Origin of the sequence: Microbacterium sp. TPD7012 (genome assembly GCF_003075395.1) — a bacterium.
GTDB lineage: Bacteria > Actinomycetota > Actinomycetes > Actinomycetales > Microbacteriaceae > Microbacterium.
The window spans coordinates 110,564-130,521 of sequence record NZ_QDFV01000001.1; the positions used below are offsets into that span (position 1 = coordinate 110,564).

The window sequence follows — 19,958 nt, forward strand, 5'->3', positions numbered from 1 at the left end:
GCCGGGAGATGCATCTGCTTCACTGAGGCCATGACCGTTCATCAGGGGGAACCGCACGCGGCGAAGATGGGACAGCGCCTGAACTGGCTCCGCGCCGGCGTGCTCGGAGCGAACGACGGCATCGTCTCGGTCGCAGCACTGGTCGTCGGTGTGGCCGGCGCGACGACCGACAACGCGGCTCTGCTGACGGCGGGGCTCGCCGGACTCGTCGGCGGCGCGGTGTCCATGGCTCTGGGCGAGTACGTCTCGGTGAGCAGCCAGCGCGACAGCGAGCGCGCACTCATCGCGAAGGAGCGCGAGGAGCTCCGCACGATGCCGCGAGAGGAGCTGGCCGAACTCACGGCGCTCTACCGTGATCGCGGGCTCTCCGAGGCGACCGCGCAGAAGGTCGCCGAGGAGCTCACCGCGCACGATGCGCTGTCGGCGCACCTCGAGGTGGAGCTGGGCATCGATCAGGACGACCTCGTGAACCCCTGGCATGCGGCCCTGTCGTCAGCCGTCGCCTTCACTCTGGGCGCGCTGCTGCCGCTGCTCGCCATCCTGCTGCCGCCGCCCGAGTGGCGCATCCCGGTGACGTTCGCCGCCGTGCTCCTCGCCCTCGCGGCGACGGGCGCGGTCGGAGCCGTGGTCGGCGGTTCCGCACCGGTGCGGGCATCCGTCCGTCTGGTCGTCGGCGGCGCGCTCGCCCTGCTCGCGACTTGGCTGATCGGCACGCTGCTCGGCACGACCGGCATCGTCTAGGAACACGAAAGGGGCGGATGCCGTGGCATCCGCCCCTTTCGACTCTGGGTCCCTGAGCCTGTCGAAGGGCCCAGGGTTCCGAAGGTCAGTTCGACATGAAGCCGACGAGCAGTCCGCCCGTCACCTTCACGGCGAGGTTGTAGATTCCTGCGATCACGGCGCCGAGCACGGTGAACACGATCAGGTTGAGGATCGCGACGACGGCGGCGAACGCCATCACCTGCGGGAGGCCCACGATCTCGGAGAGCGGAACGGCTCCATCGGTGAAGCTGCGCACGAACTCATCGGCCGTGGCCATGATGCCCGTCGCCTGCAGCACCAGGAAGATCAGGAAGAACGACACCATCGTGACGACCGCGAGGGCGACCGCTCCGAGGAACGAGAGCTTCACGGCCGACCAGAAGTCGACGTAGACCAGACGCAGCCTGACCTGCTTGCCGCCGGTCTTGCGTGTGGACTTCTTCGCCAGCTTGTCGGCTACTGTGCTCATTCGTCCGTGCTTTCCTCAGGTGTCGGTGTCGTCTCGGGGGCCGCGGTCTCGGAGTCCGCCTCCGCCTCGTCATCTGCGAGGCCTCGCTCGCCGTTTCGGGCGATGGCGAGGATGCGGTCGGCTTCCGTCGTCCGTGCGAACACCACTCCCATGGTGTCTCGGCCCTTGGCGGGCACCTCGGCCACGGCAGAGCGTACCACCTTGCCGCTGGACAGAACCACCAAGACCTCGTCGTCCTCCGAGACGATCAGACCCCCCGCGAGGGTGCCCCGATCGTCGTTCAACTTGGCGACCTTGATGCCCGTTCCGCCGCGTCCCTGCACGCGATACTCCTCGACGGCGGTGCGCTTGGCATAGCCGCCGTCGGTCACGACGAACACGAACTTGCCGGGTGCGGCGAACGATGCCGAGAGCAGGCTGTCGTCATCGAGCTTGAACTTCATGCCCCGCACACCCGCGGTCGCACGCCCCATCGGACGCAGCGCCTCGTCGGTCGCCTCGAACCGCACCGACATGCCGCGGCGGCTGATCAGGAGGATGTCGTCCGAGGCGTCGACCAGCAGAGCGCTGACCAGCTCATCCTCCTCGTTCAGGCGGATGGCGATCACACCGCCCTGGCGGTTGGTGTCGTAGGCGTCGAGACGCGTCTTCTTGACGAGGCCCTCTCGGGTCGCGAGCACCAGGTACTCGGCGACCGCGTAGTCGCGGATGTCGAGGACCTGAGCGATGCTCTCGTCGGGCTGGAGCGCGAGGAGGTTCGCGACGTGCGTGCCCTTCGCGTCGCGGCCGGCCTCGGGAACCTCGTAGGTCTTCGCGCGATAGACGCGGCCCTTGTCGGTGAAGAAGAGCAGCCAGTGGTGCGTCGTCGTCACGAAGAAGTGCTCGACGATGTCGTCGGCCCGGAGCTGCGCGCCCTTGATGCCCTTGCCGCCGCGGTGCTGCGAGCGGTAGTTGTCGCTGCGCGTGCGCTTGATGTAGCCCTCGCGCGTGACGGTGACGACCATCTCCTCTTCGGCGATGAGGTCTTCCATCGAGACGTCGCCGTCGAAACCATGCAGGATGTGCGTGCGGCGCTCGTCGCCGAAGCGGTCGACGATGCCCGTGAGCTCTTCGCGGATGATGGTGCGCTGCCGGCCCTCGTCGGCGAGGATCGCCTTGTAGTCGGTGATCAGCGCCTCGAGCTCTTCCGCCTGCTCGATGATCTTCTGACGCTCGAGCGCCGCAAGGCGACGGAGCTGCATCTGCAGGATCGCGTCGGCCTGGATGTCGTCGATGTCGAGGAGCTTCTGGAGTCCCTCGTTCGCCTCCTGCGTCGTCTGCGACCGGCGGATGAGCGCGATGACCTCGTCGAGCGCGTCGAGGGCCTTCAGGTACGCGCGCAGGATGTGCATGCGCTTCTCGGCCTCGATGAGGCGGTACTGCGTGCGGCGGACGATCACCTCGATCTGGTGCGTGATCCAGTACGAGACGAAGCCGTCGATCGCGAGCGTGCGCGGCACGCCGTCGACGATCGCGAGCATGTTGGCGCCGAAGTTCTCCTGCAGCTGCGTGTGCTTGTAGAGGTTGTTCAGCACGACCTTCGCGACCGCGTCGCGCTTGAGCACGACGACGAGACGCTGACCGGTGCGGTCGGACGACTCGTCGCGGATGTCGGCGATACCGGTGATCTTGCCGTCGCGCGCCAGGTCGCCGATCTTCACCGCGACGTTGTCGGGGTTGACCTGGTACGGCAGCTCGGTGATCACGAGGCACGTGCGGCCCTGGATCTCCTCGACGTTGACGACCGCGCGCATCGTGATCGAGCCGCGTCCCGTGCGGTACGCCTCGTGGATGCCCTTGGTGCCGAGGATCTGCGCGCCGGTCGGGAAGTCCGGACCGGGGATGCGCTGGATCAGGCCGTCGAGCAGCTCCTCGCGGCTGATACCCGCGTTGTCGAGCGCCCAGAGCGCGGCATCCGCCACCTCGCGCAGGTTGTGCGGGGGGATGTTCGTCGCCATGCCGACCGCGATGCCGACGGAGCCGTTGACGAGCAGGTTGGGGAACCGGGCCGGGAGGACCGTCGGCTCCTGCGTCTGACCGTCGTAGTTGTCCTGGAAGTCGACCGTGTCTTCCTCGATGTCGCGCACCATCTCGAGCGCGAGCGGAGCCATCTTGGTCTCGGTGTATCGGGGGGCGGCCGCCCCCATGTTGCCGGGGGAGCCGAAGTTTCCCTGACCGAGCGCGAGCGGGTAGCGCAGCGCCCACGGCTGCACCAGGCGCACGAGCGCGTCGTAGATCGCCGTGTCACCGTGCGGGTGGTACTGCCCCATGACCTCGCCGACCACGCGGGCGCACTTCGAGAAGGACTTGTCGGGACGGAAACCGCCGTCGTACATGCCGTAGATCACGCGGCGGTGCACGGGCTTCAGGCCGTCGCGCACATCCGGGAGGGCACGGCCGACGATGACGGCCATCGCGTAGTCGAGATAGCTGCGCTGCATCTCGGACTGCAGGTCGACCTGGTCGATCTTGCCGTGATCGTGCGCCGGCTCGGGGCGTTCTTCGTCAGTCATGTCTTTTCGATTCCGGTCGTTCAGTTCTGGGTCGCTGAGCTTGTCGAAGCGTCTGGGTGCCCTTCGACAAGCTCAGGGACCCAGGGTTTCGCTAGATGTCGAGGAAGCGGACGTCCTTGGCGTTGCGCTGGATGAAGCTGCGCCGGGATTCGACGTCCTCACCCATCAGTACGCTGAAGATCTCGTCGGCGGCCGCGGCATCCTCGATGGTCACCTGGCGGAGCGTCCGCGTGGTGTGATCCATCGTGGTCTCCCACAGCTCCTTGGCGTTCATCTCGCCGAGACCCTTGTAGCGCTGGATGCCGGCGTCCTTCGGGATGCGCTTGCCGTTGTCGAGGCCGTGCTTGAGCAGGGCGTCGCGCTCGGCGTCGCTGAACACGTACTCGTGCGCCGAGTTCGACCACTTCAGGCGGTACAGCGGAGGCATCGCGAGGTAGACGAAGCCCGCCTCGATGAGTCCGCGCATGTAGCGGAACAGCAGCGTGAGCAGCAGCGTCGTGATGTGCTGACCGTCGACGTCGGCATCCGCCATCAGGACGATCTTGTGATAGCGGGCCTTCTCGATGTCGAAGTCCTCGCCGATACCCGTGCCGAAGGCCTGGATCATCGCCTGGACCTCGCGGTTGCCGAGCGCCTTGTCGAGACGCGCACGCTCCACGTTGAGGATCTTGCCGCGCAGCGCCAGGATCGCCTGCGTGTGCGGGTCGCGACCCTGCACCGCCGAACCGCCGGCCGAGTCGCCCTCCACGAGGAAGATCTCGCTGATCGACGGGTCCTTGCTCGTGCAGTCCTTGAGCTTGTCGGGCATCGCCGCCGACTCGAACACGCTCTTGCGGCGGGCGGTCTCGCGCGCCTTGCGGGCAGCGAGACGCGCGGTCGCGGCGTCGATGGCCTTGCGGATCACGTTCTTGGCCTGGCTCGGGTTGCGGTCGAGCCAGTCGCCGAGCTGATCGCCGACAACCTTCTGCACGAACGCCTTCGCCTCGGTGTTGCCGAGCTTGGTCTTCGTCTGGCCCTCGAACTGCGGCTCACCGAGCTTGATCGAGATGACCGCGGTCAGCCCCTCGCGCACGTCGTCGCCGGAGAGGTTGTCGTCCTTCTCCTTGAGCAGGTTGTTCGCACGGGCGTACTTGTTGACCAGGGTGGTCAGCGCCGCACGGAAACCCTCCTCGTGCGTGCCACCCTCGTGCGTGTTGATCGTGTTCGCATAGGTGAAGACGTTCTCGGTGTACGAGGTCGTCCACTGCATCGCGACCTCGAGGGAGATCTTGCGCTCCGCGTCTTCCGACTCGAAGGCGATGATCTCGTCGTTCACGACCTCGGCGTGACGCACCTTGTTCAGGTACTCGACGTAGTCGACCAGACCGCGCTCGTAGAGGAAGACGTCGCCGCGCTGCTGCTCGACGCTCGTGCCGTCCTCTTCGATGACCTCGGTGTGTCCGGCGCGCTCGTCGTGCAGCTCGATGCGCAGCCCCTTGTTCAGGAACGCCATCTGCTGGAAGCGCGTGCGCAGGGTCTCGTAGTCGAACTCGACGCCCTCGGTGAAGATGGCGGGGTCGGGCCAGAACGTGATGTCGGTTCCGGTCTCATCGGTCTCGGCGCCGCGCTCCAGGGCCTGCTGCGGGTGACCGCCGTCGGCGAAGCTGTGGTGCCAGGTGTATCCCTGGCGCTTGATGTCGATCTCGAACCGCGTCGAGAGCGCGTTGACGACCGACGAGCCGACACCGTGCAGACCGCCGGAGACCGCGTATCCGCCGCCCCCGAACTTTCCGCCGGCGTGCAGGATCGTCAGGACGACCTCGACCGTCGACTTGTTCGGGTCGGAGGAGTGCGGGTCGACCGGGATGCCGCGGCCGTTGTCGACCACGCGCACTCCGCCGTCTTCCAGAAGGGAGACGATGATCGCGTCGCAGTAGCCGGCGAGGGCCTCATCGACGGAGTTGTCGACGATCTCGTAGACGAGGTGGTGCAGACCGCGCGGACCCGTGGAGCCGATGTACATGCCGGGGCGCTTGCGGACGGCCTCGAGTCCTTCGAGGATCTGGATCTCGTCGGCCCCGTATTCACCGGGTTGCTTCGAGGTGGGTGAGATCGGCGAGTGTCCGTTCACGGAGCCGTTCTCGGGGGTCCCTCCGTTGGTCGATTCCGTCTCGTCTGCGGGGGATTCAGGCGTCATCAGAGGGCATTCTCCACATCGATATCACGAACTCCCATTCTAGCGGGATTTCGTCACGATATGCGGCTCAGAGGCCGCGTGTGGCCCTCTGAGCGTTTCAGACCCCTCGCATGGTGCCCTACCCGTAGGTATCGCGTGGGCCCCGTCCTGGAACGGCTCTGGGACCCCATTTCCAGGAGGGAACGTCCGGTCCGATGAAGCGGAGGTTCTCCACACCGGCATCCGGATAGCGCCGACCGATCTCGGTGAGGATGGTCGCGCGCATGAACTGGAGGTTCTTCGCCCAGGCCGTCGAATCGCACTTCACGGTCAGCAGTCCGCGCTCCAGGGAGACCGGTTCGGAGTGCTTCGCCGTGTCGGCACCGGCAAGATCGGCCCACTGGCGCACCAGGTCCTCGCGTGCCAGGGTCGTCTGCCACCCGGAGTCGCGACTCAGCCGATCGAGCACGGCACCCAGGGATCCGGGATCCCGGCCGGGGGTGAAAGGCGCGTTCTCGTCGTCGACGATCCGGCGCTTGCGCCTCCACGACGTGGAACTCGGCTTGAGTCCTCGCAGACGCAGATAGGTGGCCACCGTCTCGGGAACCTCGGCGGCCGCAGGAGTGGACGCGGCGTCAGTCATCTTCGCCCGTCTCCTCTGCGCTGGGTCCCTCGGTCTGTCCAGGGGTTCGTTCATCGCTGATCGTGCCGGCGCTGATCCGCACCACATGGGCGTGCAGCACCGCGGGGATATCCTCCTCCACCGCCGCCGTGACCACCACCTGCTCGTACGCCGCGGTCAGTGACGCGAGTCGCTGACGACGGTCGGCATCGAGCTCGGCGAACACGTCGTCCAGGATGAGCACCGGGTCACCGGCCGGGGATTCGCTCCGCAGCAGTTCCGCCGACGCGAGGCGCAGCGCCAGAGCCACCGACCACGACTCGCCGTGCGAGGCGTAGCCCTTCACCGGCAGATCCCGCACCCGCAGCACGAGGTCGTCGCGATGCGGACCGGTGAGCGTGAGGCCCCGGTCGAGCTCACTCGAGCGCTTGGCGGCGAGAGAGGCGCGGAACATCTCGGCGATCAGACGTGTCTCGCCGACCTTGTCATACGGCGCCGGCCCATCGGCATCCGTCGGCTCGGAGACGTCTTCCTCGGGGTCGCCGCCGCTCACCGACAGGGCCCACTCGAGTTGAGGACGATGGTCTTCGCCGGCGATCGCCGCGTAGGCATCGGCCACCGGCTGCTGAAGATCGGCGGCGAGACGCTGACGAGCGGTGATGATCTCGGAGCCCAGCGCGACGAGCTTGTCATCCCACACATCGAGGGTGCTGAGACCCTCTCCGCGGATGCCGCGCGCACGCGCCGACTTCAGCAGGGCGTTCCGCTGCTTCAGCACCCGGTCGTAGTCGCCCAGCACCGCCGCCATCCGCGGTGTGCGCTGGATGAGGAGCTGATCGGCGAAACGTCGACGTGCGGACGGGTCGCCGCGCACGATCTGCAGATCCTCCGGAGCGAACAGGACGACGTGCGCATACCGCGGCAGCTCGTTCGCCTTCGACGGGGAGCCGTTGATGCGCGCCTTGTTGGATCCCTGACGATTCAGCTGCACCTCGACGAGGACCTTGCGCTCTCCGTGCGACAGCCGCGCGCGGATGATCGCGTACTCCTGGCCGTCGCGCACCATCGGCGCATCCGACGACACCCGGTGCGAACCCAGGGTCGCGAGGAAGACGACGGCCTCAGCCAGATTCGTCTTGCCCTGGCCGTTGCGGCCGACGAGAACGTTCGGGCCGCTGTGAAGAGCGAGTTCAGCGGTCGCGTAGTTGCGGAAATCGACCAAGCTCAGGTGTTCCACAATCACGAGGGTCAGCCTACCTTCGGGGTCCGACAGTCTTGGGGTGAGCAGGGTGGCGTCGAGGCGGACTCACTCCGGGAGCATCCCCACGTCCTCAGGTTTCGCGTATCGCGAGGTTTCGCGTGGGAGATGCGAGGGGTACCGGGGTGGCAGCGGCTCGCTTCGCTCTTCTACTGCGTGCGATATCCGCGGTCGCCCGGTCGTTGAGCGAGCGGAGCGAGACGAAACGTGCCGCCTTGCTGGGGCCCTGAGCTTGTCGAAGGGCGCCGGGACGGCGACGGGTAGGTCAGCGAAGGAGGAGGTTGGGCTGCAGCAGGTACTTGAACGAGTCGAGACCGGCCTGATCCACCGAGGTCTGGCTCGTGATGAGGACCGGACTCAGCTTGTTGGCGTTGTCGCTCGACGTGAAGGTCACGCGGACGAACTCGCTCTTCACGGCGCCGAGCGCCTCGATCAGGTACTGCGGGTTCAGACCGAGCGTGACCTCGTCGCCGCCCGAGAGGATCGCGTCGACCGACTCGGACGCACGGGCGTGCTCGCTGCCTGAGGCATCCATCGTGACGCTGTCGCTCGTGAACGTGAACCGCAGCGGAGCGGCACGGTCGAGAACCAGCGACACACGACGCACGGCCTCGACGAGATCTGCCGTGTTGACCACCGCGTAGTGATCGGTCTGCTCGGGGAAGAGACGACGGACCGGCGGGAAGTTCCCCTTGATCAGCAGCGAGGTGACGGTCTTGTTCCCCGCGGTGAAGGCGATGATCTCACGCTCACCGGCACCCGAGAAGGCGATCTGGATCGTGCCGGCGTGGCCGAAGGTCTTCCCGACCTCGACGAGGGTGCGCGCGGGGACGAGCGCGGTGGCCTCGACCTCTTCGCCGTCCCACGGCACGTCGCGGATCGAGACCCGGTAACGGTCGGTCGCGACGAGGCTGAGGCTCTGGCCGGAGACGGCGAGCTGCACACCGGTCAGCACGGGGGTGACGTCGTCGCGCGACGCGGCGAAGCCGACCTGCGCGATCGCCGTGCCGAAGTCGTCGGCGGGAACCACACCGGAGGATCCGGAGACCTCGGGGATCGACGGATATTCCTCGACGGGCATGGCGGCGAGGGTGAATCGGGCAGAGCCGCAGGTGACGGTGATCCCACCGTCGTCTTCGACCGCGATCTCGATCGGAGCGTTCGGCAGACGGCTGGCGATGTCGGAGAGCAGGCGGCCGTGGACGAGGATCGTGCCGGGCGTCTCGACCGTGGCCTCGATGGTGGTGCGAGCGGATGCCTCGTAGTCGAAAGCCGAGAGGGTGAGGCCTGAGCCGTCTGCCTCGATCAGCACACCGGCGAGGATCGGCTGCGGGTTCCGCTGCGGGAGGAGCTTGACGACGAACGACACTGCCTCGCTGAAGACATCGCGGTTGACCTGAAACCTCACGGGTGCTCCCTTGTCGTCGATCTGTGACATGTCGTCGTCAGTCCTGCCGGTGCAGGGCTTCCCATGCTAGCCCCACACTCCCGCGTATCCCTACGCTCGGAGGTTTTGTGATCCGCTCGGCGCTCGTCCCCATCGTCTGGTGATCGGATCGCCGCTTCAAAGGGTTAACTCCTTAACGGTGTTAACCGCTGTGGATTCTGTGGATAACTCGGTGGAAAGCAGACGCGAGTAAGGAACTACACGGCTGTCACTTGTGGAATCCCTGAGGAATCCGCGGGTTCACGGCATCCGCCCTCTCTTCGCCGTCCCCGTAGTTATCCACAGGTTTGACGTCTGAGCTCACATTCGTCCCGATGGTTTCCCGGATCATCCACAAGTTATCCACATGTGCATAGAGGCATTTATCGGATGCTGCGCAGGCGTGTCGGGACAACGAAAAGGGGGACACGGCACCGGGATCGGTGTCGTGTCCCCCTCCGGAGGCGGCGTGAGGTCAGCGCCGGCCGAGCTGCGTCGTGATCTCGGTGACCTGGTTGTAGATCGAACGTCGCTCCTTCATGAGCTCGCTGATCTTCTTGTAGGCGTACATCACCGTGGTGTGATCCCTGTTGCCGAAGAGCTGTCCGATCTTGGGCAGCGAGAGGCTGGTCCGCTCACGGCACAGGTACATCGCGATCTGACGGGCGGTGGCGATCTGCTGCGAGCGACTGGAGCCGTAGAGGTCGTCGACCGTCAGCTTGAAGTACTGCGCGGTGGCCGTGATGATGTCGGTCGGCGAGATGATGTTGTCCTCGGCCGTGTCGATGATGTCGCGGAGCACGGTCTGCGCGAGGGAGATGTCGAGCGACGAGCGGTTGAGGCTCGCGAAGGCGGAGACCCGGATGAGGGCGCCCTCGAGCTCGCGGATGTTCGACGACACCACGGTCGCGATGTACTCGAGCACCTCGTCGGGGATGTGGAGAGCCTCGCTCTGCGCCTTCTTGCGGAGGATCGCGATGCGCGTCTCCAGGTCGGGAGCCTGCACGTCGGTGATCAGACCCCACTCGAAGCGGCTGCGCATCCGGTCTTCGAAGCCGGTCAGGTGCTTCGGGGCGACATCGCTCGTGATCACGACCTGCTTGTTGTGGTCGTGCAGCGTGTTGAAGGTGTGGAAGAACGCCTCCTGCGTCTCGGCTCGACCCTGCAGGAACTGGATGTCGTCGATGAGGAGGATGTCGACGTCGCGGTAGCGCGCCTGGAACGCGGCTCCGCGGTTGTTCGCGATCGAGTTGATGAAGTCGTTCGTGAACTCCTCGCTCGAGACGTAGCGCACCTTGACGCCGGCGTAGAGCGATTGGGCGTAGTCGCCGATGGCGTGAAGGAGGTGCGTCTTGCCGAGTCCCGAGTCCCCGTAGATGAAGAGGGGGTTGTAGGCCTTGGCCGGCGCCTCGGCGACCGCGACCGCCGCCGCGTGTGCGAAGCGGTTGGACTGGCCGATGACGAAGTTGTCGAAGGTGTACTTCGGGTTGAGCCGGGATTCGTGGCGCAGCTGTGTGGGCTGCTCCATGGGTGACTCGACGCGCACGGGCTCGTGTCGGCCGAAGTCGGCGACGGCGATCGGTGCGGTCGGCTGCTCGGCGAGCTCGTGGTTCACGACGACGCGGTACGAGGTGACCTCCTCGCCGATGTGGGAGAGGGCCTCCATGATCGGCAGCCGCAGACGTTTGTTGATCTGCGCGGCGGTGAGATCGTTGGGCACCTCGAGGTAGAGGGTCGCGGCCATCACACCGGCCGGGACCGCCAGGCTCAGGAAGCCCTGCAGCTGCGGCGTGACCCGGTCATCGTCCACCAGGAGCTCCTGCACCGTGGTCCAGATCGGAACGTCGGGCTGGGCTGGTGAGGACATGACGCTCCGGACGGGGATTCGATGAGGGCTCCGACGTGCCGTGCCCCTGTGGATAACTTCGGTTGCCACGGTAGTCATCGCGGCTGGGAACGGCAACCTGCCCCGGGAATTCCGCGCGCGTGTCATGCGCCCCGGGCGCGCCCCGGTTGTGGATAATGGCTGTGCGGTTCGTGACGGGTCCCCGCCGCTCCAGCGCGCAGATTTGCTCTGCGCGCCGGCAGGACGTACCCTTACTTGGTTGACTTATGCCATTTTTTTGGCAGTTCCCCATGTCTCCGGTCGCAGTGAACCCGGTGGCAGTATTCCCGGAGTGATTCCATGACTAAGCGCACTTTCCAGCCCAACAACCGTCGTCGCGCCAAGAAGCACGGCTTCCGCGCTCGCATGCGCACGCGCGCCGGCCGCGGCATCCTCGCTGCCCGCCGCGCGAAGGGCCGCACCGAGCTCTCCGCGTAGTCCGCTGTGCTCGCCCGCCCGTATCGGCTGACCCGCGGGAGCGACTATCGACTGGTCGTTCGCCGCGGATCGCGTTGTGGCGGGTCGAGCGTCATCACGTCGATGATGTCGACGGGTGAGAGCAGGGCCGCACGGTTCGGATTCATCATCAGCAAGCAGGTGGGCACCGCCGTGGTGCGCAACACCGTGCGTCGGCGTCTGAAAGCCGTCTGCGCGGATGCGCTCCCGCGCGTACCCGAGGGCACGGATGTCGTCATCCGTGCCCTTCCTGCATCCGCGACGGCGTCCTTCGCCGAGCTCAGCGCGGATGTGAACCGCTGTCTCGGCCGGCTGGCGCCGGTGTCGACGGCTGGCACCTCATGACCGCACTGCCGGCATCGTCGATCGGCTCGGCTCGGATGCAGTCCCGCGACCTCGTGCGCAGCATCCCTCTGATACCGCGGAATCTTGTGCTGGGATTCCTGACCGCGTATCGCAAGACCATCTCTCCTCTGTATGGAGATGTCTGTGCGTACTACCCCAGCTGTTCCGCTTACGCTGTAGGTGCGGTGCAGCAGCACGGCGCCGTGCGGGGAACGCTGTTCTCTGCGTGGCGCATCCTCCGCTGCAATCCCTGGACTCGCGGCGGCGTCGATGACGTCCGTCCGCACGAACACTTCCGCTACGACCTGACTGCTCACGGTTTCGTCGTCCCTTCCCGAAAGGACTGAACGGTGGGTCTTGACCTTCTGCTCGCCAGCACCACACCCAGCCCCGACGCTGCGGGAGGTGGTTTCGACCTGATCGGCACCATCCTCTGGCCGCTGAAGTGGCTGGTCGAGATGATCCTCGTCGCGTGGCACTGGCTCCTCACCGCGGTGGGTCTGCCCGCGGCATCCGGTCTCACCTGGGTCCTGTCGATCGTCGGTCTCGTCATCGTCGTCCGTGCCGCTCTGATCCCGCTGTTCGTCAAGCAGATCAAGAGCCAGCGAAAGATGATGGAAATCGCTCCTGAGCTGCGGAAAGTCCAGGAGAAGTACCGCGGCAAGAAGGATCAGCTCTCTCGCGAGGCCATGAGCCGCGAGACCATGGCGCTGTACAAGAAGCACGGCACGACGCCGATGTCGAGCTGCCTTCCGCTCCTCGTGCAGATGCCCATCTTCTTCTCGCTCTTCAGCGTGCTGAGCGACGTCAGCAAGCACGCGAAGGCCGGGATCGGCGGCGTCGGGTTCCTCAGCCCGGAACTGACGAAGGAGTTCTACGACGCCAAGCTGTTCGGCGTCGCCTCGCTGCATGAGACTCTCGGCAATGCCGTGGATGCGCAGAACACCACGGCGATCATCATCCTGGTCACGCTGGTCGTGCTCATGATCGGATCGCAGTTCTTCACCCAGCTGCAGATCATCTCGAAGAACCTGTCGCCCGAGGCCAAGACCGGCCAGGCGTACCAGATGCAGAAGATCATGCTCTACGTGCTGCCGCTCGGCTTCATCTTCTCGGGCATCTTCTTCCCGCTCGGCGTCGTCGTCTACTGGTTCATCTCGAACCTGTGGACGATGGGCCAGCAGTTCCTCGTCATCCGCGAGATGCCGACTCCCGGTTCCGAAGCCGCCAAGGCGCGCGAGGAGCGCCTCGCGAAGAAGGGCAAGGCGATCGATTCGTCCGGCAAGGTCGTCCCGATGGCTGCGTACGAGGCGGAGCAGAAGCGCCTGCTGGACGAGGCGGAGAAGGCCAAGGCAGAGGCACCGAAGCGTCAGCAGCCGGTGGGTAAGAAGCGCGCGAAGAAGAAGGGGAGCGGTTCATGAGTGAGGTCGTGACCGAGACCACCGAACCGACGGTGGCACAGCTGGAGAACGAGGGTGACGTCGCCGCGGACTACCTCGAGGAGCTGCTCGACATCGCCGACATCGATGGGGATCTGAACCTCGATGTCCGTCAGGGTCGCGCCTATGTGTCGGTCGAGGCAGAGGGCGATGGACTCGCTCTGCTCTCGGCGCCCGACACCGTGCAGGCTCTTCAGGAGCTCACGCGTCTCGCGGTGCAGAACCGCACGGGTTCGTTCTCGCGTCTGATCCTCGACATCGGCGGATCGCGCGACACGCGTCGCCGACAGCTCGAGACGCTGGTGGATGCTGCGGCCGCGAAGCTCGACGAGGGCTCGTCTCAGGCATCCCTGCCGTCGATGTCCAGCTACGAGCGCAAGCTGGTTCACGACATCGCTGCCGACCGGGGCCTCGTCTCCGAGTCGTACGGTGAGGGCGCTGACCGGCACACGGTGCTGCGTCGCCGTTGATGTTTCACGTGAAACATCGAGTGGCGAGGGTCTGATCCCATGTCCGTGAGTGCGAATGGTGCCGAGCTCGAGGTCGAGCCCGAGATCGCTGCGGAGCTCTTCGGGGATCGGATCGATGTGGCTCGATCGTTCACGGCAGCCTTGGCGCGAGAAGGCGAGGAGCGCGGTCTCATCGGCCCGCTCGAGCTCCCGCGCCTGTGGACCCGCCATGTCCTGAACAGCGTGCTCGCTGCGCCGCTCTTCCATGGATCCGTCGCGGACATCGGTTCCGGTGCGGGACTGCCGGGCCTGGTACTGGCGATCGCCCGACCGGACGTGCAGTGGACGCTCATCGAGCCCATGGAGCGACGGGTCACCTGGCTCAACGAGCAGGTCACTGCTCTCGGGTTGGACAATGTCGATGTGGTGCGAGCTCGGGCGGAGGACGTGCGCCCTGCCGATGGCTTCGATGTCGTGACGGCGCGAGCAGTAAGTGCACTCCGCACGCTCATCCCCCTGACGGCACCCCTCGTGCGCGACGGGGGAGAGCTCACGCTTCTCAAGGGCATGAACGCTGCGAACGAGATCGCCGCGGCACAGAAGCAGATCAAGAAGTTCCGCCTCTCGGACGTGCGCGTCGAGGTGCTGGGCGAGGGTGTGCTGCCGGAAATTACGCGAGTCGTGCGGGCCGTCGTCCGCTGAGTCGGGTTCGGATGTTTCACGTGAAACATCGCCTTTGTCGCAGTTCACATGTGGGTCCATCGTGGGCGGTGTTGCGCGTGGGCGGGTGCGGGATCGCTCCCTTCGTTCGCAAAGCGGGCACCCTCCCCGCAAGCGGGGATCCCTCCCGATGCTCACGCCGGGAGCGATCCCGCACCCGCGGACGAGCTTCCATGCAGTCCATGATCGCGAGGTCGGTCTCAACGGGTAGGACTGGTGGTTGCCCCGGGCAGTGAGGTCTTATAGGGGGCATGCATGTGGAGCGAGTGGTGCCGATCCTGACTGTGGCGGACGTCGCGAGCGCGGTCGAGGTTCATCGGAGGGTGTTGGGCATGTCGGTGGTCATGGATCACGGATGGATCGTGACGCTCGCCGATGATGCCGGTCGACAGCTGAGCGTCATGACCCATGATGCGTCCGCTGCGGTGAACCCGGATGTCTCGGTCTTCGTGGATGACGTGGGGGAGGCGTTGCGCCGGGCCGTCGCCGCCGGCGCGGAGATCGTGTATCCGCTGACGGACGAACCCTGGGGCGTCACGCGCTTCTTCTACCGCGATGCCGGTGGGAGCGTCATCAACGTCGGTATGCATATGGTGCCCTCTGCTCTGCAATAGGGTGCCAGCCGTCGCCTATTCCCGCGCCTACATGCTCCGTGATGGAGGCGAGCGCGAGGAGGCCTTCCTCGGGGGGCGATGTTTCACGTGAAACATGACGTCGAGACCGAGGTCGGGGCCACCTACGAGATCGACGATGTCGACGAGCTGGGGAATCTGGACTGCGAGGGACCTTCAACGCACCGGGTAAGGGTGCATCCCTGACTGGTTGCCGGCTCACCGACATGCGTCGATGGCTCCAGGGAGACCTGGGGAGGTTGCGCCTGGCAGGGACTCATGCCCACCGTTTCACGTGAAACGTCTGTCCTCCTGACCGAGATCCGTCTTCCTGACCGAGTCTGGGGTGGGTCGCCCTGTGGACGCGAGTACGGCGGATCAGCCCGGCGTCGCGCACTCGATCGATGTTCGAAGGAGGGTGGATCTCCGAATCCGGGGATTCGTGATGGGGGGATCCTGTCCGGCGAGCATCTTGAGAACTCCCGCACGCAGACATGCAAGACGCGCACGGGTCACGCCGCGACTGCGCGACTCGCTGATGTGAGTGCCTGGAAGAGTCCCGCGTGAGGACTGCAAGACAACCAGCCGCGAGCATCCGTTTCACGTGAAACATCTCGCTTGATCGTCTCGCCTGACCGTCGCGTGACTCCTGCGGCGGGGTGGGCGGGTGTTCCGAGCGTCAAGAGGCGCTTCACGGGAGGATGAACAGCGCTCTCAAGATGCGGGCGCTCCCGAGATACGCCCATCGAGGGCGGTCTCCGTTCGCCGGAGAAGGTGACACCGCACGGCTCTTCGGGTGCAGCCTCCCCAGAACCGTGATGGTGGAGGTGGGCGGGCACGGCGCATGGTCCTCCGCGGGACCTCGCGGGGGAGAGGTCCGGGGGGTGTATGAACAGAATCGATCCCTGCGGAACAGGCAGCTCGGCGCCGTGCTGGGCGAGCACCCGGTCCACGTGAGGTTGGCATCGGTGGCCGGTTGTAGGACCGCAGTTGCGTGAGCGCCTGATCTCGCAGGTGCGTGAAGTCCTTGGCGCGCGTATCGGAGAGAATGCGGCAGGGGAGGGTGCCTGCGCTGCGAAGAGAGAACTTCCCTCCCGTCTCCCACGGCGCTTTCAGCGCGACGCTGGGGCTTCGCGAGCATACATGTTTCACGTGAAACATGTATCGTCGGCCGCCTGCTGCGGTCGCGGCTCGAGACGTGGGTGGACTGATTCCCGGAGCTGCATCCGCAGAGCCCTGGGTGGACACCGGCGCCCTGAGTGGAAGAGTCAGCACTCCGGCACCCTGCAGAGACCGAAGGAGTGTGACCGAGGGTGTCAGCCGAAGGGCCTCGGAGACCCTCGGTAAGTCCAAGGTCGCCTCCTGCGATTAGAGTGGTACGCGGCCCCGAAAGGAGTGGATGTTTCACGTGAAACAATCCGAGAAGGCATCACCGAACGAGTCGTTCGGGATGGATACACCGCTCGCGCGGGAGCTCGCCGACCTGTCTGCTCGGCGCCGTGCGCTCGAAGCCGCGAAGGTCGAGTTCACGGGGGAGACCCGCGTGCTGACGGTGTCGAATCAGAAGGGCGGCGTGGGGAAGACGACCACGGCCGTCAATGTCGCTTCGGCTCTCGCCGGACTCGGCGCCAAGGTTCTGGTCATCGACCTCGATCCACAGGGCAACGCATCCACGGCGCTCGGCGTCCCGCACAGCGCCGAGGTCCCGAGCGTCTATGACGTGCTCATCGAGGAGTTCCCGCTGGCGGACATCGTGCAGCAGAGCCCCGAGGATCCCAACCTCTTCTGTGCTCCGAGCACCATCCACCTCGCCGGCGCCGAGATCGAGCTCGTCGCTCAGGTCGCGAGGGAGCATCGGCTCCGCCGGGCCCTGGAGGACTACCTCGTCGACAGCCCGATGGACTTCGTCATCATCGACTGCCCGCCGTCACTCGGGCTGCTGACGATCAATGCCTTCACCGCGGCATCCGAGGTCTTCATCCCGATCCAGTGCGAGTACTACGCACTGGAGGGCCTGAGCCAGCTGCTCGGCAGCATCCAGATGATCCAGAAGCACCTGAATCCCTCGCTGCACCTCTCCACCATCCTGCTGACGATGTTCGACGGGCGCACCCGTCTGGCCCAGCAGGTGGCGGATGAGGTGCGGACCCACTTCCCGACGCAGGTGCTGGAGACCGTGATCCCGCGCTCGGTACGTGTGTCGGAGGCACCGAGCTTCGGCCAGACGGTGATCGCCTACGATGGGCAGTCCGCCGGCGCGATCGCGTATCGCGAGGCCGCTGTCGAGATCGCGTCGCGCACAGCGACGCAGAGCAAGGAGAAATGATGGCGAAGCGCACTGGACTGGGTCGGGGCATCGGCGCCCTGATTCCGACGGCGGATCAGGCGGAGCGTCCCGTCGACGTGTTCTTCCCGGGCGCGAATCTCCGTCCGAGCGAGGACCAGGTCAGCACGGTCGCTCGCGAGCAGGAGGAGCTGGCAGCCGTTCCCGGCATCCACCTCGTCCAGGTCGATCCGAACACCATCGTCCCGAACCCGCGACAGCCGCGTACGCACTTCAATCCGGAGGACCTCGCGGAACTGGTGCACAGCGTCCGTGAGTTCGGCGTCCTGCAGCCGGTCGTCGTGCGGAAGAACTCCGACGGCGAGTACGAGCTCATCATGGGGGAGCGGCGCACCCGCGCAGCCCGGGAGGCCGGGCTCGACACGATCCCTGTGATCGTCCGCGAGACCGCAGACGAGGATCTCCTCCGGGACGCCCTCCTCGAGAACCTGCATCGCTCCGAGCTCAACCCGCTGGAAGAGGCTTCCGCGTACCAGCAGCTCCTCGAGGACTTCGGCATCACGCAGGAGGAGCTCGCGACCCGAATCGGGCGGTCGCGACCCCAGATCAGCAACACGATCCGGCTCCTCAAGCTCCCTGTCCCGGTGCAGCAGCGGGTCGCCGCCGGAGTGCTCACGGCAGGCCACGCTCGCGCGATCCTCAGCCTCGAGACTCCCGAGGCGATGCAGCGTCTGGCCGACAAGGTCGTGAACGAGGATCTCTCCGTGCGCGCCACGGAAGAGGTCGCGAAGTCGCAGCCGTCGACCGCGGGGAAGGCTCCGAAACCCACCCCGGGAGCGCGACGCGCCTACCTCGACGAGGTCGCCGGCAAGCTCGGCGACCGCCTGAACACTCGCGTGAAGATCGCTCTGGGTGCTCGTAAAGGCCAGGTCACGATCGATTTCGCGTCGATTCAGGATCTGAACCGGATTCTTGAGGAACTCGGCGAACAGGGATACGGGCGCGGCTGACCGCCCTCGGCGCCAGGGGGAGGCCTAGACTCGCGTCAGATGATGTCGAGGAGGGGCACAATGTCGCGCACACAACCCGGATCAGCCATACGAGGCCGCGTCATCGCGGTCAGCGTCGCCGCCGCTCTCGGCGGCTTCCTGTTCGGCTTCGACACCGCCGTGATCAACGGTGCGGTCGATGCTCTGGCCGGCAGTCAGTCCGGGTTCGACCTCGGCGTGGGCCTCAAGGGCTTCGCCGTGTCGTCGGCGCTGATCGGCTGCGCCGTCGGCGCCTGGTTCGCCGGGCCCCTCGCCAACCGGTTCGGCCGAATCCCGGTGATGGTCGTGGCCGCCGTCCTGTTCCTGCTCTCGTCGCTGGGCTCCGGGTTCGCGTTCGGGGTCATCGACCTCATCTTCTGGCGCGTCATCGGCGGACTCGGCGTCGGCGCGGCATCCGTCATCGCGCCCGCCTACATCGCCGAGGTCTCGCCGGCGCACATCCGCGGACGGCTCGGCTCGCTCCAGCAGCTGGCCATCGTCACCGGTATCTTCATCGCCCTCCTGTCCGATGCGATGCTCGCGAACGTCGCAGGAGGAGCCGCAGAGCCGCTCTGGGGACTGGACGCGTGGCGCTGGATGTTCATCGCCGGTGCGGTTCCGTCGATCGTCTACGGCGTCGTGTCGATGAGACTCCCCGAATCTCCGCGCTATCTCGTCGCGAAGGGGGAGCTCGAGAAGGCCTCCGAAGTTCTGACCACGGTCACCGGTGCGGTCGACGTGAAGGCGAAGATCGCCGAGATCACCGGAACGCTCAACACCGAGCGCTCGGAATCGCTGCGTGATCTGCGGGGCAACCGCCTGGGTCTGAAGCCGATCGTGTGGGTCGGCATCCTGCTGTCGGTCTTCCAGCAGTTCGTGGGCATCAACGTTATCTTCTACTACTCCACGACGCTGTGGCAGTCGGTCGGCTTCGGGGAGTCGCAGGCTCTCCTGATCACGGTGATCACCTCGGTGACGAACATCGTCGTCACGATCGTGGCGATCCTCCTCGTGGATCGGGTCGGCCGACGGATCATGCTCCTCGTGGGATCCGTGGGCATGACGCTCACGCTGGGGCTGATGGCGCTGGCCTTCTCCTTCGGAACACTGGATGCCGCGGGCGCGGTGACGCTCCCCGACCCCTGGGCGACGGTCGCCCTGATCTGCGCGAACGGCTTCGTCGTGTTCTTCGGTGCCACGTGGGGGCCGCTGGTGTGGGTGTTGCTGGGGGAGATGTTCCCGAACTCGATCCGCGCCGGGGCCCTCGCCGTCGCCGCGGCAGCGCAGTGGGTCGCCAACTTCTTCATCTCGACGACGTTCCCGGCCTTCTCGGCGATCGGGCTGCCCTTCGCCTACGGGTTCTACGCGTTCTTCGCCCTGCTGTCGTTCTTCTTCGTGTACTTCAAGGTCGCGGAGACCAAGGGCAAGGAGCTCGAGGACATGCGCGAAGACACGAAGGTCGAGCGCCGGCGTCGCCCCAGTCGGACGTAGGCTGGA

At 66.1% G+C, this 19,958-nt stretch carries 18 protein-coding genes; 11 read left to right on the forward strand and 7 right to left on the reverse strand.

The window, feature by feature from the left end; genetic code table 11:
• The first annotated feature begins 30 nt into the window (after positions 1-30).
• Complete coding sequence (locus DC434_RS00545; protein ID WP_116633336.1) at positions 31-741, forward strand: VIT family protein; 711 nt, start codon at positions 31-33, stop codon at positions 739-741.
• Between the two features lie 85 nt (positions 742-826).
• Here the strand turns inward: DC434_RS00545 and DC434_RS00550 are convergent, their stop codons facing one another.
• From DC434_RS00550 to dnaA, 7 genes are all read right to left on the reverse strand, one after another.
• Complete coding sequence (locus DC434_RS00550; RefSeq protein ID WP_116633337.1) at positions 827-1,231, reverse strand: DUF3566 domain-containing protein; 405 nt, start codon at positions 1,229-1,231, stop codon at positions 827-829.
• On the reverse strand, positions 1,228-3,783 hold the full coding sequence (gene gyrA / locus DC434_RS00555) for a DNA gyrase subunit A (protein ID WP_116633338.1): 2,556 nt from the start codon (positions 3,781-3,783) through the stop codon (positions 1,228-1,230). Before gyrA ends, DC434_RS00550 begins: the two co-directional genes overlap by 4 nt.
• A gap of 91 nt (positions 3,784-3,874) precedes the next feature.
• Entirely contained in the window at positions 3,875-5,959 is a 2,085-nt protein-coding gene (gene gyrB, locus DC434_RS00560; RefSeq protein ID WP_243408736.1) for a DNA topoisomerase (ATP-hydrolyzing) subunit B, read from the reverse strand.
• 118 nt (positions 5,960-6,077) lie between these two features.
• Positions 6,078-6,581 (reverse strand): DciA family protein, encoded by a 504-nt coding sequence (locus DC434_RS00565; protein WP_116633339.1) that lies wholly within the window; start codon positions 6,579-6,581, stop codon positions 6,078-6,080.
• Positions 6,574-7,803, reverse strand: coding sequence for a DNA replication/repair protein RecF (recF, locus tag DC434_RS00570; RefSeq protein ID WP_116633340.1), 1,230 nt, complete (start codon positions 7,801-7,803; stop codon positions 6,574-6,576). Before recF ends, DC434_RS00565 begins: the two co-directional genes overlap by 8 nt.
• A gap of 280 nt (positions 7,804-8,083) precedes the next feature.
• A complete protein-coding gene (gene dnaN, locus DC434_RS00575; protein WP_116633973.1) occupies positions 8,084-9,226 on the reverse strand; it encodes a DNA polymerase III subunit beta in 1,143 nt (380 codons plus the stop codon).
• Between the two features lie 493 nt (positions 9,227-9,719).
• Entirely contained in the window at positions 9,720-11,111 is a 1,392-nt protein-coding gene (gene dnaA, locus DC434_RS00580; protein ID WP_116633341.1) for a chromosomal replication initiator protein DnaA, read from the reverse strand.
• A gap of 318 nt (positions 11,112-11,429) precedes the next feature.
• Here dnaA and rpmH point away from each other — a divergent pair, with 318 nt between their 5' ends.
• The 10 genes from rpmH (at position 11,430) to DC434_RS00630 (ending at position 19,952) form a co-directional block, all read left to right on the forward strand.
• Positions 11,430-11,567, forward strand: coding sequence for a 50S ribosomal protein L34 (gene rpmH / locus DC434_RS00585; RefSeq protein ID WP_045278552.1), 138 nt, complete (start codon positions 11,430-11,432; stop codon positions 11,565-11,567).
• A gap of 6 nt (positions 11,568-11,573) precedes the next feature.
• Positions 11,574-11,930: a ribonuclease P protein component gene (gene rnpA, locus DC434_RS00590; protein ID WP_116633342.1), complete on the forward strand. Its 357-nt coding sequence runs from the start codon at positions 11,574-11,576 to the stop codon at positions 11,928-11,930.
• Positions 11,927-12,277, forward strand: coding sequence for a membrane protein insertion efficiency factor YidD (gene yidD, locus DC434_RS00595; RefSeq protein WP_116633343.1), 351 nt, complete (start codon positions 11,927-11,929; stop codon positions 12,275-12,277). The genes rnpA and yidD overlap by 4 nt, the downstream gene beginning before the upstream one ends.
• Positions 12,278-12,280: 3 nt before the next feature.
• Positions 12,281-13,351 carry a membrane protein insertase YidC gene (yidC, locus tag DC434_RS00600; RefSeq protein WP_116633344.1) on the forward strand — a complete coding sequence of 357 codons (1,071 nt, stop codon included), beginning with the start codon at positions 12,281-12,283 and terminating at the stop codon, positions 13,349-13,351.
• Positions 13,348-13,839: a R3H domain-containing nucleic acid-binding protein gene (locus DC434_RS00605; protein WP_116633345.1), complete on the forward strand. Its 492-nt coding sequence runs from the start codon at positions 13,348-13,350 to the stop codon at positions 13,837-13,839. Before yidC ends, DC434_RS00605 begins: the two co-directional genes overlap by 4 nt.
• 39 nt (positions 13,840-13,878) lie before the next feature.
• On the forward strand, positions 13,879-14,520 hold the full coding sequence (rsmG, locus tag DC434_RS00610; protein ID WP_116633346.1) for a 16S rRNA (guanine(527)-N(7))-methyltransferase RsmG: 642 nt from the start codon (positions 13,879-13,881) through the stop codon (positions 14,518-14,520).
• Between the two features lie 284 nt (positions 14,521-14,804).
• A complete protein-coding gene (locus DC434_RS00615) occupies positions 14,805-15,152 on the forward strand; it encodes a VOC family protein (RefSeq protein WP_243408737.1) in 348 nt (115 codons plus the stop codon).
• A 1,447-nt stretch (positions 15,153-16,599) separates the two neighbouring features.
• Positions 16,600-17,475, forward strand: coding sequence for a ParA family protein (locus tag DC434_RS00620; protein WP_243408738.1), 876 nt, complete (start codon positions 16,600-16,602; stop codon positions 17,473-17,475).
• Positions 17,475-18,443 carry a ParB/RepB/Spo0J family partition protein gene (locus DC434_RS00625; protein ID WP_116633349.1) on the forward strand — a complete coding sequence of 323 codons (969 nt, stop codon included), beginning with the start codon at positions 17,475-17,477 and terminating at the stop codon, positions 18,441-18,443. Before DC434_RS00620 ends, DC434_RS00625 begins: the two co-directional genes overlap by 1 nt.
• Positions 18,444-18,503: 60 nt before the next feature.
• Complete coding sequence (locus DC434_RS00630; protein ID WP_116633350.1) at positions 18,504-19,952, forward strand: sugar porter family MFS transporter; 1,449 nt, start codon at positions 18,504-18,506, stop codon at positions 19,950-19,952.
• The last annotated feature ends 6 nt before the right edge of the window (positions 19,953-19,958 follow it).

Bases quoted from the DNA above. Each gene is read 5' to 3' on its own strand.
- DC434_RS00545 (WP_116633336.1), top strand. From the start codon at position 31: ATGACCGTTCATCAGGGGGAACCGCACGCGGCGAAGATGGGACAGCGC.
- DC434_RS00550 (WP_116633337.1), bottom strand. From the start codon at position 1,231: ATGAGCACAGTAGCCGACAAGCTGGCGAAGAAGTCCACACGCAAGACC.
- gyrA (WP_116633338.1), bottom strand. From the start codon at position 3,783: ATGACTGACGAAGAACGCCCCGAGCCGGCGCACGATCACGGCAAGATC.
- gyrB (WP_243408736.1), bottom strand. From the start codon at position 5,959: ATGACGCCTGAATCCCCCGCAGACGAGACGGAATCGACCAACGGAGGG.
- DC434_RS00565 (WP_116633339.1), bottom strand. From the start codon at position 6,581: ATGACTGACGCCGCGTCCACTCCTGCGGCCGCCGAGGTTCCCGAGACG.
- dnaA (WP_116633341.1), bottom strand. From the start codon at position 11,111: ATGTCCTCACCAGCCCAGCCCGACGTTCCGATCTGGACCACGGTGCAG.
- rpmH (WP_045278552.1), top strand. From the start codon at position 11,430: ATGACTAAGCGCACTTTCCAGCCCAACAACCGTCGTCGCGCCAAGAAG.
- yidD (WP_116633343.1), top strand. From the start codon at position 11,927: ATGACCGCACTGCCGGCATCGTCGATCGGCTCGGCTCGGATGCAGTCC.
- DC434_RS00605 (WP_116633345.1), top strand. From the start codon at position 13,348: ATGAGTGAGGTCGTGACCGAGACCACCGAACCGACGGTGGCACAGCTG.
- rsmG (WP_116633346.1), top strand. From the start codon at position 13,879: ATGTCCGTGAGTGCGAATGGTGCCGAGCTCGAGGTCGAGCCCGAGATC.
- DC434_RS00620 (WP_243408738.1), top strand. From the start codon at position 16,600: ATGGATACACCGCTCGCGCGGGAGCTCGCCGACCTGTCTGCTCGGCGC.
- DC434_RS00625 (WP_116633349.1), top strand. From the start codon at position 17,475: ATGGCGAAGCGCACTGGACTGGGTCGGGGCATCGGCGCCCTGATTCCG.
- DC434_RS00630 (WP_116633350.1), top strand. From the start codon at position 18,504: ATGTCGCGCACACAACCCGGATCAGCCATACGAGGCCGCGTCATCGCG.